The following is a 12,451-nucleotide window of genomic DNA, read 5'->3' as shown; positions in this document are numbered from 1 at the left end:
TTATAATTTACATGAATTGAAAAGGTTCGGTATCTATTCGGGATGCATGAACCTCGGTGCTGTACTTGGACTCACCTAGCTTCTCCCTCAGCCAGCCAGCCACCTTCTCCTTCATGATCTTCTCGGCATGATGCCCCGGATCAATGATGGCAATTCCGGCCGCAAGCGCGTCTTGGGCGGTGTGGAAATCGACATCGCCAGTCACGAGCACATCAGCACCGCGGAACTGAGCCTGCTTCCAGTAGCGGCCCCCAGAGCCGCCAAGTACAGCCGCTTTCTTAATCGTCCGGTTCAAATCGCCCACGACCCTTACGTGATCAACCTGCAGCCCCTTCTTCACCCGATCTACAAATTCTTTCAGGAGGACAGGCTCGAGAAGCTTGCCCGTTCTGCCTAATCCCAACGTTCTTCCCTTCAAGTCCATCGAATACAGGTCATAAGCGACCTCTTCATACGGATGGGCCTTAAGCATGGCGCCGATTACCTTACTTCGAATACTGCTTGGCACGATCGTTTCAATTCGGATCTCTTCAGCACGCTCCATCTTGCCTTGTTCACCGATAAAAGGATGGGTCCCTTCCTGCGGAACAAAGGTGCCGTAGCCCTCAATATTAAAGCTGCAGTGGCTGTAGTTGCCGATTGCCCCAGCTCCGGCATTCAACACCGCATCCAGAACCTGCTTATGATGAGTCTTGGGAACAAATACGACAAGCTTGAATAAGTGGTCCGTATGCACATTTTCAAGTGAATCTGAGGCCTCAATACCAAGCGCCTCCGCCATCCAATCGTTGATCCCGCCTTCAGTCACATCCAGATTCGTATGACTGATGTAGACTGCGATATCGTTCTTGATCAGCTTCTCATATAGGCGCCCTGCAGGTGTATCTGTCTGCAGCTGGGCAAGAGGACGGAAGATAATGGCATGATGAGCGATAATGAGATCTGTCTTATGCGTGATCGCTTCCTGAACAACCTCATCCGTCACATCCAAGGTCACCAGGATGTTCTTGATCTCTTTCTGCAGGCTGCCAAGCTGCAGGCCAATCTTGTCATCGGGTACAGCTACATGCTTGGGAGCCAGCTGCTCCATCAATTGAATTACGGTCTGGCCTTTTGCATACATGATAGAACCTCCTTCCAAGCTTCGATCTGCGCTCTCATCTCTTCCTCTTTCGCACGTGAAGCTTCAAGATCTGATTTAGCAATCTGACTGCGAACTTTCATCAGCTTGGAAATCTCCGAATCCCACTTGTCAAAAAACACTTGAGCAGGCGATTCACTTAATCTTGGTCCCATTAATAACAGTCGTTCTTGATTCAGCACCTGGCTGCATCCCGGGATAATCCGTTCCTGGTACAGCTCACGGTTCAGCAAGGCCGCGTCGTCCCGCCTGTCGGCCGTCAGGATCTCATAGATCTTGCCATCTTCCTCAAGAATGTGCTCAGCAGACAAATACCAGTTCTGGTCAAGCAGCCACCTGCGAACCAGATCTTCCCCGACATTAGGCTGCAGAACAAGCCGCCGCACTCCATCAAGCTTGGCAACCCCTTGGCTTAGAATCGAGACAATGAGCGCTCCGCCCATTCCAGCTATGGTGATGACCTCTACCTCACCAGGCTCAATCACCTCAAGCCCGTTGCCTTTGCGAACTGAAATTTTGCTGTTAAGCCCCGATTGTGCCACCTGCCGCTTCGCAGCTTCAAATGGACCTTCATTCACCTCTCCCGCTACCGCGGAATCCGCTTGTCCACTAAGGATCGCTGCTACAGGCAGCATGGCATGATCAGAACCAATATCCGCGAACCGGCAGCCCGGTAGCAGCTGATCGCATATTTGTTGTAATCTTGCTGATAGTTTCATTTAGACACCCACACCATCCATTTTTTTCGAAGAAAATATAAAATAACAAACGCAGCAGCGATTTTGAGCAGGCATAACAAAGCCATCCCGCTTGGAATATGCTCACTCATTAGAAGCATATCCGCCTCCGGCATGAACCAAACCGTAATTCCAACCGCAAAAAACACCGGCGCAATCCGCTTAACCCTATGATGGGAGAGCCAGCATAACCACACCATCACCACACTGAGCGGCAGCCAGTACAGCTGCATCATCAGCCAGGAGGCCTCCGGGTGAATTCGCTCCAGCATTACACCATACAGCAGCAGGAAGCATACGAATCCGCAGTAATTGAGAATTCCCAGGTGAAGAAAGTAACCGGCAAGCCACCAGATTAATCCGCATATCCCGATCAGTCCGGCGACGGCTCCAGCCGTAAGCCAATCCTGAAGCCACAAGATCCAGCCGCCAAGCCCAAGCAATACAATGCTTCCAATCGAAGCTAGCAGCAGGGCCCTCACCTTCCTATCCGGTCTGATCACGGCTGCATAGGTATAGCACACGGACGTAACAAGCAGAGCAATCGCCATTTGCAATGGCCATGGAAAAAGGCTAAAATAAAAACCAATAAAGAAAATTACGGATATAATTCCAAAACCTAGAAGCCAAGTCCGCAGGCTTCCCTGCTGGATTGCACCTATAGAGAAGGTCCTCTTGGAGGCTTGAATCTCTTCTTCATGGTACAGATTCTCAAGAAAGTCACAATAATGTTCTGGAAGAAGCCGATTCGTGCGCCAATAATCAATCTCTTTCAATATAATCTCACGTCGTTCAGGATTCAAATGTCCTAACCCCCACATGCTACAGCGAATAAGATACTGGAATAATTATAGATGACCCTGATTCAGAAAAAAAGACCTGACTGCACTTGCAGAAAGGTCTTGATACCTTGGCCTGGCTATTCGAGGAAATCCTTAAGCCGCTTGCTGCGGCTAGGGTGACGGAGCTTCCGTAAAGCCTTGGCTTCAATCTGGCGAATTCTTTCCCTCGTAACCCCGAACACTTTACCCACTTCCTCAAGCGTTCTGGTCCGGCCATCATCCAGGCCAAAACGGAGACGAAGCACGTTCTCTTCTCTTTCGGTCAAGGTGTCCAGAACATCCTCGAGCTGTTCCTTAAGCAGTTCATAAGCCGCCGCATCAGCAGGTGCGAGCGCCTCCTGATCCTCAATAAAGTCACCCAGATGAGAATCATCCTCTTCCCCGATCGGTGTCTCCAGAGACACCGGCTCCTGGGCAATCTTCATAATCTCACGAACCTTCTCCACACTGAGCTCCATCTCTGCAGCAATTTCTTCAGGGGCTGGCTCACGGCCCAGTTCCTGCAGCAGCTGACGGGACACGCGGATCAGCTTGTTAATGGTCTCCACCATATGCACAGGAATCCGAATGGTTCTGGCCTGGTCGGCAATCGCACGCGTAATCGCCTGACGAATCCACCAGGTCGCGTACGTACTGAATTTGAAGCCCTTCTTGAAGTCGAATTTCTCCACGGCTTTGATAAGACCCATGTTCCCTTCCTGGATCAAGTCCAGGAATAGCATTCCTCGTCCTACATAACGCTTGGCTATACTCACCACGAGACGAAGATTCGCCTCGGCCAGCCGGCGTTTGGCTTCTTCATCGCCTTCCTCTATCCGCTTGGCGAGCTCGATCTCATCATCACCTGACAGGAGGGGAACACGCCCGATCTCCTTCAGATACATCCGGACCGGGTCATTGATCTTGATTCCCGGCGGCAGGGAGAGATCATCATCAAAGTTGAAATCATCCTTGTCCTCACGTTCACGCTCGTCATCACCGGGACGGGAGATCAGCTCCTCATCACTTTCATTGGATACGTCAATTCCAAGGTCCCCTAATTGTTCAAAGAACTCATCCATTTGTTCAGGATCCTGATCGAAAGGGGATAATTTCTCAACAATTTCCTTATAGGATAATGAGGATTTCTTCTTGCCTTTCTCAATTAGCTGATCCTTCACCTGATCGAGTGTAAGTTCCGTTTCTAGTTCAGCATGCTGATCATTTGCCATTCCCTCAACTCCCTCCTCCCTAGAAACATCCGTGCTACTTCTCGTTCATCTGTCTCTCTAGGGCTATAATCTCACTTGCTATTTGTGCAGCATTCATGAAGTCGCCTGCACGCTCCGCAAAGATCATCTCTTCCTTCTTGCGTTCAATCTCTTGACGAATCGGGTACTTCCGGATCTCACGAATACAATCGTCCAATTCCTGAACCGTCCATTCCTGCGGTGTGTCCATCATCGCAATCGAGCTTACGGTCTTCTCAAGGCGGTCATCCTGTAATGAGGAAATGAACCTGCTTGCATCCGGGCTCTTACCCTGTGCGTAATATGCGTATAGATAAGCAGCAACTGCTGCATAATCTTCAATATTGAAGCTGTCTCCGAGGCGCTGGTTCACATAGGCCGCAACCTCTTCATCCTGGAGCATAAATGACAGCAGCCTTCGCTCTGCGGCATGATAAGCCGGGAGTAATACAGGAGCTTCGGCCTGCCCTTTTTTATGCCTACCATTATTCCACCTTTTGGGGTTATTATCCCCGCCCTGCTCCTTTTTTTGCAGATCGGTACGAATCTGATTGCATTCCTGCTTCAGGCTCTCGAAGGAGACCTTAAGATCGGCCGACAATTCCTTCAAATATATTTCTCTCTCCGTTGGAGATTCAATGGGCGCGATCACTTCCAGGGCTTCCTTAATGAAGGGAACCTTGGCGTCCTCGCCGGATCCTAACATGATATGGTTTTTTTTGAGGTTAATCAGCTTGAATTTGATGGAGGATACACTGCCTTCGATGATCTGCCGTATGAAACGCTCCGCTCCATACTTCTGTATGAACTCATCCGGGTCCAGTCCCTCACTAAGAACGGATATCTTGACTTGAAAGCCTGCCGCTTCCAGAATGGGAATACTCTTAAGAGCCGCGGCTTGTCCGGCGTTATCCCCGTCATAACAGACAACAACCTCATCCGCCATGTTCCGCAGTATCGCCGCATGACTGTCAGTCAAGGCGGTTCCCATCGTAGCAACCCCATTATGAACCCCTGCTTCAGAAGCGCTGATCACATCACCGTAACCCTCGAACAGGACAATTTGCCCCGTCTTACGGATCGCCGATTTGGCCTGATGCAGATTGTAAAGGGTTCGGCTCTTGATAAACAGCTTGCTCTCCGGGGAGTTCAAATATTTCGGCTGTCCTTCACCCAATATTCGCCCCGCAAAAGCTATTACCTTCCCTGTCCGGTTATGAATCGGGAAAATGATTCGGTCTCTGAACCGGTCTACAAATCCGGAGCCATCTTGTCTTGAAGCGAGTAGTCCACCGCGTTCCATCGCGCTGAGATCAAAGGATCTTTTGTCCAGAAACTGAACGAGTGTATCCCAGCGGGCAGGCGCGTACCCAATTTGGAATTGGTCTATCGCTTTGTCTGTGAACCCTCTTGCTTTCAGATAGTCCATAGCTGGTCTACCGTGCTCCGTATTCTTCAGTAGAAAATGATACAGCTTGGCACTCCATTCATGGGCTTGAAGCAGCGCATCCAGCTCAGGATTGCGCGGAGTATGGTCGGTTCCGGCCGCATCCTTGAATGGGATATTCGCATCCTCCGCCATGACCCTAACCGCTTCCGGGAAAGATAATCCTTCAATCTCCATCCTGAACTTGATGGCATTGCCGCCCATTCCGCAGCCATAGCAGTGAAAGATCTGTCGTTCAGGCGTTACTGTGAAGGACGGTGTCTTCTCCGAGTGAAACGGACAAAGACCTTTCAAATATTTCCCTTGCTTGGTCAGATGAACATGCTTACTTACGGTATCCACGATGTCATGCTGTCTAAGCACAGACTCAATGATCTCTTCCGGAATGGTCCCCCGTCCGGTACTCATCTTAACCACCTTCATCTCTATGAATTGAATGAACTAAAGACACTTCAACCTGATTGCTCATTCTCAAGAGAAATGGTTACAGGAATGGCTTTATTACGCTGAGCATTCCATGTAACACATATGTTATAAATTCGCTAAAATCCAACGTTCTCCTGCAATTTAAGTAAAACTTTTGTCAATTCGCGCTGAAAGGCCTGCCGGTCCTCATCTGTAAATGGTTTGGGCCCCTTGGCATATTTACCGCCTCTTCTTGCCTTGGCATGGTAATGCCTCCGCTCAAGCAGATAGTCAATGTTGCCGCTGTGATAGCTCTCCCCGCGGGGTGAAAGCACAGCGCAGGACTTGGCTAGCGCTAAAGCGGCCAGACCATAGTCCTGCGTAATGACAACATCTCCTGAAGCAATATGATTAGCGATAAACAAATCGGCACTCTGGGAGCTCCGGTCCACCTGGATTACAGAGACTCCCTCTTCGGCACGAAGAACGTGATCGTAGGACGAGACCATGAGGACCGGAACATTCAGACTGCGGCCGGTCCGGCTGATCTCATCTTTTACAGGGCAGGAATCGCCATCGACTACAATTCTCATTGACCTTCGCTCCCGTATTCTCATGTGCCATTCCGATTTAGTATATGGCTCCTGCTTATTTATTATATACGTGAATTCAAAATGTATCTTCTGCCGCTAACCCGCAGAATTTATCTAGGCCCAAACCAGCTTGCTGAAATCGGCAAAGGTCTTCAAATCCTGATCTATTGCCGCCAGAAGCGCAAGACGGTTGGACCGGATCTGCTCATCCTCCGCCATAACCATTACCGAATCGAAGAAGCCTGTAATGGTTGGCTTCAAGCTGCTAAGCAGCGCAAGCGCCGCAGCCGGATTCTGCTCTGACAGCTGCTTCCGGTAGTCATTCGACACCTTCTGCCACGCCGCATACAGATTCTTCTCCGCTTCTTCCTGCAGCAGGTCGGATCTGACCTTCTCGGCAGAAGCTTTGGAAGCCAGATTGCTAACACGGCTAAAGGATTCAACGGTTGTCTTGAAATCAGGCTCCCCGTTCACGGTATCCATTAATGCCGCTCCGCGGGCAACAACAGAGACCACATCGTCATATCCTGCAGCAATGACCGCATCAACGACATCATAACGCAGGGTATCTGACAGGGTCTTTTTCACACGAAGTCCGAAGAAATCAAGCAAATCCTTGCGAATCTCAAGAGTTGACCGCTTCAGGATGCCCATTTCCTCATGAATGTTCAATGCAATTGTGAAGATGTCCGACAGCAGCAGCGGCAGCTTGCGTTCCAGAACAATCTGTACAATACCCGCCGCCTGACGACGAAGCGCGTAAGGATCCTGGGAGCCGGTAGGGATGATGCCGATCGAGAAGCAGCCGGCAATCGTATCCATTTTATCCGCGATGCTTACAATAGATCCAACCATGGATGCTGGAACGGCATCACCGGCGAATTTAGGCTGATAATGCTCCAGGATACCTTTGGCAACCGCCTCCGGTTCTCCAGCCTTGCGGGCATAATCCTCTCCCATTACACCTTGCAGCTCAGGGAACTCATACACCATCTGGGTGACAAGATCGAATTTGCAGATTTCAGCTGTACGGCTGACTTCTTCTGCCGTCGCTGTCTCAAGACTCAGCTTCTCGGACAGACTGTCCGCGATCTTCCGGATCCGGCGGACTTTATCACCAACGGTGCCGAGCTCCTCGTGGAAGACAATAGTCTCAAGCTTGGACAGGGCATCCTTAATCTGGAGCTTCTGATCTTCTTCGTAGAAGAATTTAGCATCAGACAGACGCGCCCGCAGTACCTTCTCGTTCCCTTTGGCAATGGTGTCCAGAGCGACCGAACCTCCGTTACGAACGGTAACGAAGTATGGAAGCAGTGAGCCTTGGCTATCCAGCACAGGGAAATAACGCTGGTGCTCACGCATAGAGGTGATGAGCACTTCCTGCGGGATGTTGAGGAAAGATTCCTCAAAGGTTCCAAACAGTACGGTCGGCACCTCTACCAGGAAGAGCACCTCTTCGAGCAGATCCTCCTTGACAGCAATATTCCAGCCCTTGGACGCCGCGAGCTCTTCAATCTGGGATGTAATCAGCTTCTTCCGCTCATTCACATCCACAATCACATGCTGGGTCCGCAGGGTCTCAATGTATCCGGATGGCTCTGTAATTACAGCATCCGTACCAAGGAAGCGATGTCCCCGGGTCACATTGCCCGATTTCACACCGGTAATCTCGATCTCCACGATGTCCTTGCCGAACAGAGCGACAATCCAGCGGATCGGACGCACGAATTTGAATTCATAACTGCCCCACCGCATATTCTTGGGGAATGTCATCGACTGCAGAATTCCCAGGAGGCCTTCGGCCAGTACAGCCGAGGTCTCCACACCAGTCGTGCTCTTGCTCACATAAATATATTCAGTGCCGCCCAGCTCCTTGAAAGTGAACTGTTCCGGATCTACACCTTGGCTGCGGGCAAAGCCCAGAGCCGCTTTGCTCCATGCTCCGTTCTCATCAAGCGCGATTTTGCGCGAAGGCCCCTTCACTTCCTCATGAACGTCCTCCTGCTTCTCGGCAACGCCTTGAACAAGGACAGCAAGACGTCTCGGCGTTGCAAATGCCTGAACTTCTCCATGTGCAATACTTGAGTCTGCCAGCCATTTGACCATACGGTCCTTGAGCTGATCCATCGCCGCACGGATGAACCGGGCAGGAACTTCCTCTAGACCAATTTCGAACAATAAATCTTTAGCCACGGGTTACTCCCCCTTTCTTAAGCAGCGGGAAGCCCAGCTTCTCGCGTTCCTCCATGTAAGTTGCTGCCACTTGACGGGCAAGGTTGCGCACGCGGGTAATATAACCTGTTCTCTCCGTTACGCTGATTGCACCGCGCGCATCCAGCAGGTTGAAGGTGTGTGAGCATTTCAGTACATAATCATAGGCCGGGAAGACCAAGTGCTCTTCCATCGCCTTGTTCGCTTCCTGCTCATACATGTTGAAGAGTGTGAACAGCATCTTGGTGTCGGACACCTCGAACGTATATTTGGAATGCTCGAACTCCGGGTGTTTGAACACATCACCGTAAGTAATTCCATTCACCCACTCCAGATCGAACACGTTCTCTTTCTCTTGAATGTAGGAAGCGAGGCGCTCCATACCATAGGTAATTTCAACAGCCACAGGGTTGGTCTCGATTCCGCCAACTTGCTGAAAGTAGGTGAATTGGGTAATCTCCATCCCGTCCAGCCATACTTCCCATCCAAGACCCGCACAGCCCAGGGAAGGGTTCTCCCAGTTATCTTCCACGAATCTGATGTCATGCTGCAGGGCGTCTACTCCAAGCGCCTTAAGGCTGTCCAGGTAGATCTCCTGAATATTGTCCGGGGATGGCTTAATGATTACTTGAAACTGGTGATGCTGATACAACCGGTTCGGGTTCTCTCCATACCGTCCATCCGACGGTCTCCGGGAAGGCTCCACATAAGCCACTTTCCACGGCTCCGGACCAAGGGAGCGCAGGAAGGTCATCGGGTTCATTGTGCCCGCGCCCTTCTCCGTGTCATAGGGCTGCACGATAATGCAGTCGTGTTCGGCCCAGAATTGCTGCAGTGTAAGAATCATTTGTTGAAAGTTCATGAACACCATTCTCCTTCACATTATCTATTGGACGCAGTGGACGATAGGCGGCCTACAACCGCCTAAGCACAGCAAAAAACTCTCGTCCCTACGCCTGCTGTACAGACATAGGGACGAGAGCTGTTCCCGCGGTTCCACCCTACTTGATACAGCCGCTCGCATCGCAGATTACCTGCCGCCGCTGCTGTATCCACTTTTCCGTTCGCTTCATGCTCCCGGGTGCCCTTTCATGAATTCGTTCTTTCGGGCTCTCACCATCCCCGAATCGCTTAATCCTAGAACCGCAATTCATTACTTTCCCGTTCAACGCATGTTCTCTATCAGAGAATTTCTAGTCCATAATAAATGATTTCCTGACGTTAGTCAAACCGTAGCATAATCAAAAAAATAATCACAAGGGCAGCATTAGCTTTGGCTATTCAAGTTCATATTTATCCAGCTGATCCAAAAAACGCTGTGATTTCAGATTAAGGTTAAGCTGGGCATCCATAAACGCGCGCATAACCACTTTCATCTCGGCCTTCGTGGTGTCTTTGACATCGATGTTCCCAAGACGCCGAAGATCCAGCTTCGCGAATAATCTTAACAGCTTCAGCGTCCCCGGTGTAACCGTCATCGCGCTCGGGTCATGGTGCTTGCATCTTCGGCACAATACACCGCCGAGGCGCGGACTGACTACAGCGGGCTCATCCTCACTACCGCAAGATACACAGTTATCCAACACAGGCCCATAACCGGCGGCTTGAAGTATCTTCATTTCGAATAAATGCGCGGTAACCTGTGGATCTTTTCCCGATGTCAAAGCCTCAAGACAAGCCTTCAGCTGATTGAACCAGAATGCCCCAACCTCCTCATCCTGCAGCGTCCGGTCCAGCAGCTCGCAGGCATAAGAAGCATAGGAAGTTAAGATCAGATCCTCACGCAAAAGATGGTGAGATTCCAGAATCTCACCTTGATTTAAGGTACCAAGTCCATTTCCTGTACGGAAAAACAGGTATTCCCCATTTGTAAAAGGCTGAGTCAGCGCAGCATGGCGGCTTTTAGATTTCTTCGCTCCCCGCACAAGCACCCCAATTTTGCCATGAGTGGCTGTACAGATTGTTATAATCTTGTTCCCCTCACCGTAATCCATGCTGCGGATGACTATCCCCTCCACCCTGTAAAGCATGCAACCTCCCCCAAGCTGTCCCTGACATTCACAAGCGGTTAATTCGCTTCCTCCTCCAGGATCAATTCCTCCGCGGCCTCCGGCTCCTGATCTGTATGGACAGTGGCCGCTTTATAGAGCAGGTAAGCATCGACATCCCCACTGTTCGTAAAATAATTCCACGAAAAGTCACGCATACGTTCTCATCCCCTCTCAGAAAATGACGCTGCATTTACGAGATTAGGATGTGCTGTGGAATCCGAACTATGTGATGCAATAACTCCCAGTATACAATTACCCTAGGAGTTCTTGTGGAACCCAAGGTCCTTGAGCACCCGATCCTGGTTACGCCAATCCTTCTTCACTTTAACCCATAGTTCAAGGAATATCTTAGAGCCCAAGAGGTTCTCGATATCGTGTCTGGCCAATCGGCCCACTTCCTTGAGCATGGCTCCCTGCTTGCCTATAATAATGCCTTTCTGTGAATCCCGTTCAACATAAATGACCGCCGAGATATGAACGACTCCGTTGTTCTCCACCTTCATATCCTCAATAGTAACCGCGATGGAGTGGGGAACCTCTTCACGTGTATTCTGAAGAATCTTCTCCCGGATCAGCTCGGCGCATACGAATTGCTCCGGGTGGTCCGTGATCTGATCATCGGGATAATACTGCGGTCCTTCCGGTAAATACTTGGCGATCTGCTCAAGCATCGTATTGACGTTATTGCCGTGCATTGCAGAGATTGGAATGATCTCCGCAAAATCGTTCAGCTTGCGATATTCTTCAATCAGAGGCAGCAGCTGCTCGGGCTCTATTTTATCAATTTTGTTAAGAATCAGAATGACCGGAGTGCGGATTCCCTTCAGGCGTTCGATAATGAACCGGTCACCGCCCCCGAACCCTTCCGAAGCATCGGCAAGGAATAGTACGGCTTCCACCTCACCCAGGGTATTCAGCGCGGTCTGATTCATGAAGTCACCCAGTTTGGATTGGCGCTTATGGATTCCCGGTGTATCCAGGAACACGATCTGCAGTTCCGGTGTCGTATAGACCCCGTGAATTTTGTTGCGCGTGGTCTGCGGCTTGTCGGACATAATCGCGATCTTTTGCCCGATGACCTGGTTCATTAATGTCGATTTGCCCACATTGGGGCGTCCGACGATGGCGACGAAGCCGGATTTGAATTTAGATTTCATTGGAATACTCCTTTTTTTGTATAAACATTTCTTTTCATACCCACCCAAACCCTCCCTGCTTAGGGAGGGCCCCAAGGGCTCTGCCCTCTGGACACCCTGCAGTTTGGCTGATTATGGATGGGTGGGTGCGCCTGGGCTACGGTTGGTGCGTTGAGCCGCTTGCCGCCCCTTCGGGGCACGCTTGACTTCTGGCGCTCCTGCCGGCACTTTGAGAATGCGTGCGATGAGCCGCTTGTCGTCCCTGCGGGACACGCTTTACTTGCGGAGCACTGGCGGGAGCGTTTGTTGTCGCTGCGTGCTGGGAGGCGCTGTCCCTGCGGGATGCGCTCTACTTCGAGCACAGATCCGTGCGGGTTTGTGGTACTCCGTGCTCGGAGACGCTGTCCCTGCGGGATGCGCTCTACTTCGAGCATAGACCCGTGCGGGTTGTGTTGCTGCGTGCTCGGTTGCGCTGTCCCTGCGGGATGCGCTCTACTTCGAGCACAGACCCGTGCGGGTTGTGTTGCTGCGTGCTCGGAGACGCTGTCCCTGCGGGATGCGCTCTACTTCGAGCACAGACACGTGCAGGTTTGTGGTACTCCGTGCTCGGAGGCGCTGTCCCTGCGGGATGCGCTCTACTTCGAGCACAGATCCGTTCG

General features: G+C 51.0%; 11 protein-coding genes. All 11 read right to left on the bottom strand.

What is annotated here, in order from left to right; all coding sequences use genetic code 11:
- Window positions 1-7 precede the first annotated feature (7 nt).
- Window positions 8-1,123 (bottom strand): Nif3-like dinuclear metal center hexameric protein, encoded by a 1,116-nt coding sequence (locus tag LDO05_RS06725; protein WP_251378091.1) that lies wholly within the window; start codon window positions 1,121-1,123, stop codon window positions 8-10.
- A complete protein-coding gene (locus LDO05_RS06720; RefSeq protein ID WP_251378088.1) occupies window positions 1,099-1,860 on the bottom strand; it encodes a tRNA (adenine(22)-N(1))-methyltransferase in 762 nt (253 codons plus the stop codon). The genes LDO05_RS06725 and LDO05_RS06720 overlap by 25 nt, the downstream gene beginning before the upstream one ends.
- Window positions 1,857-2,681 carry a hypothetical protein gene (locus LDO05_RS06715; protein WP_251378087.1) on the bottom strand — a complete coding sequence of 275 codons (825 nt, stop codon included), beginning with the start codon at window positions 2,679-2,681 and terminating at the stop codon, window positions 1,857-1,859. The genes LDO05_RS06720 and LDO05_RS06715 overlap by 4 nt, the downstream gene beginning before the upstream one ends.
- Before the next feature lie 116 nt (window positions 2,682-2,797).
- On the bottom strand, window positions 2,798-3,931 hold the full coding sequence (gene rpoD, locus LDO05_RS06710; RefSeq protein ID WP_251378086.1) for an RNA polymerase sigma factor RpoD: 1,134 nt from the start codon (window positions 3,929-3,931) through the stop codon (window positions 2,798-2,800).
- 34 nt (window positions 3,932-3,965) lie between these two features.
- A complete protein-coding gene (gene dnaG, locus LDO05_RS06705; RefSeq protein ID WP_251378085.1) occupies window positions 3,966-5,804 on the bottom strand; it encodes a DNA primase in 1,839 nt (612 codons plus the stop codon).
- A 134-nt stretch (window positions 5,805-5,938) separates the two neighbouring features.
- The gene (locus tag LDO05_RS06700; RefSeq protein WP_251378084.1) at window positions 5,939-6,394 is read right to left on the bottom strand and encodes a YaiI/YqxD family protein; all 456 of its coding nucleotides are present in this window, start codon (window positions 6,392-6,394) and stop codon (window positions 5,939-5,941) included.
- A 114-nt stretch (window positions 6,395-6,508) separates the two neighbouring features.
- Window positions 6,509-8,587 (bottom strand): glycine--tRNA ligase subunit beta, encoded by a 2,079-nt coding sequence (glyS, locus tag LDO05_RS06695; protein ID WP_251378083.1) that lies wholly within the window; start codon window positions 8,585-8,587, stop codon window positions 6,509-6,511.
- Window positions 8,580-9,467 (bottom strand): glycine--tRNA ligase subunit alpha, encoded by an 888-nt coding sequence (gene glyQ, locus LDO05_RS06690; protein ID WP_251378082.1) that lies wholly within the window; start codon window positions 9,465-9,467, stop codon window positions 8,580-8,582. Before glyQ ends, glyS begins: the two co-directional genes overlap by 8 nt.
- 415 nt (window positions 9,468-9,882) lie before the next feature.
- Window positions 9,883-10,635: a DNA repair protein RecO gene (gene recO / locus LDO05_RS06685; RefSeq protein WP_251378081.1), complete on the bottom strand. Its 753-nt coding sequence runs from the start codon at window positions 10,633-10,635 to the stop codon at window positions 9,883-9,885.
- Between the two features lie 38 nt (window positions 10,636-10,673).
- The gene (locus LDO05_RS06680) at window positions 10,674-10,811 is read right to left on the bottom strand and encodes a YqzL family protein (RefSeq protein ID WP_251378080.1); all 138 of its coding nucleotides are present in this window, start codon (window positions 10,809-10,811) and stop codon (window positions 10,674-10,676) included.
- Window positions 10,812-10,913: 102 nt separating this feature from the next.
- The gene (era, locus tag LDO05_RS06675; RefSeq protein WP_251378079.1) at window positions 10,914-11,813 is read right to left on the bottom strand and encodes a GTPase Era; all 900 of its coding nucleotides are present in this window, start codon (window positions 11,811-11,813) and stop codon (window positions 10,914-10,916) included.
- Window positions 11,814-12,451 lie beyond the last annotated feature (638 nt).

The organism is Paenibacillus sp. YPG26, from assembly GCF_023704175.1.
Classification (GTDB): Bacteria; Bacillota; Bacilli; order Paenibacillales; family Paenibacillaceae; genus Fontibacillus.
This window is presented reverse-complemented; position numbering and strand designations above follow the sequence as displayed.

Coding starts and splice junctions, on each gene's coding strand:
- LDO05_RS06725 (WP_251378091.1), bottom strand. CDS start 1,123: ATGTATGCAAAAGGCCAGACCGTAATTCAATTGATGGAGCAGCTGGCT.
- LDO05_RS06720 (WP_251378088.1), bottom strand. CDS start 1,860: ATGAAACTATCAGCAAGATTACAACAAATATGCGATCAGCTGCTACCG.
- rpoD (WP_251378086.1), bottom strand. CDS start 3,931: ATGGCAAATGATCAGCATGCTGAACTAGAAACGGAACTTACACTCGAT.
- dnaG (WP_251378085.1), bottom strand. CDS start 5,804: ATGAGTACCGGACGGGGGACCATTCCGGAAGAGATCATTGAGTCTGTG.
- LDO05_RS06700 (WP_251378084.1), bottom strand. CDS start 6,394: ATGAGAATTGTAGTCGATGGCGATTCCTGCCCTGTAAAAGATGAGATC.
- glyQ (WP_251378082.1), bottom strand. CDS start 9,467: ATGAACTTTCAACAAATGATTCTTACACTGCAGCAATTCTGGGCCGAA.
- recO (WP_251378081.1), bottom strand. CDS start 10,635: ATGCTTTACAGGGTGGAGGGGATAGTCATCCGCAGCATGGATTACGGT.
- LDO05_RS06680 (WP_251378080.1), bottom strand. CDS start 10,811: ATGCGTGACTTTTCGTGGAATTATTTTACGAACAGTGGGGATGTCGAT.
- era (WP_251378079.1), bottom strand. CDS start 11,813: ATGAAATCTAAATTCAAATCCGGCTTCGTCGCCATCGTCGGACGCCCC.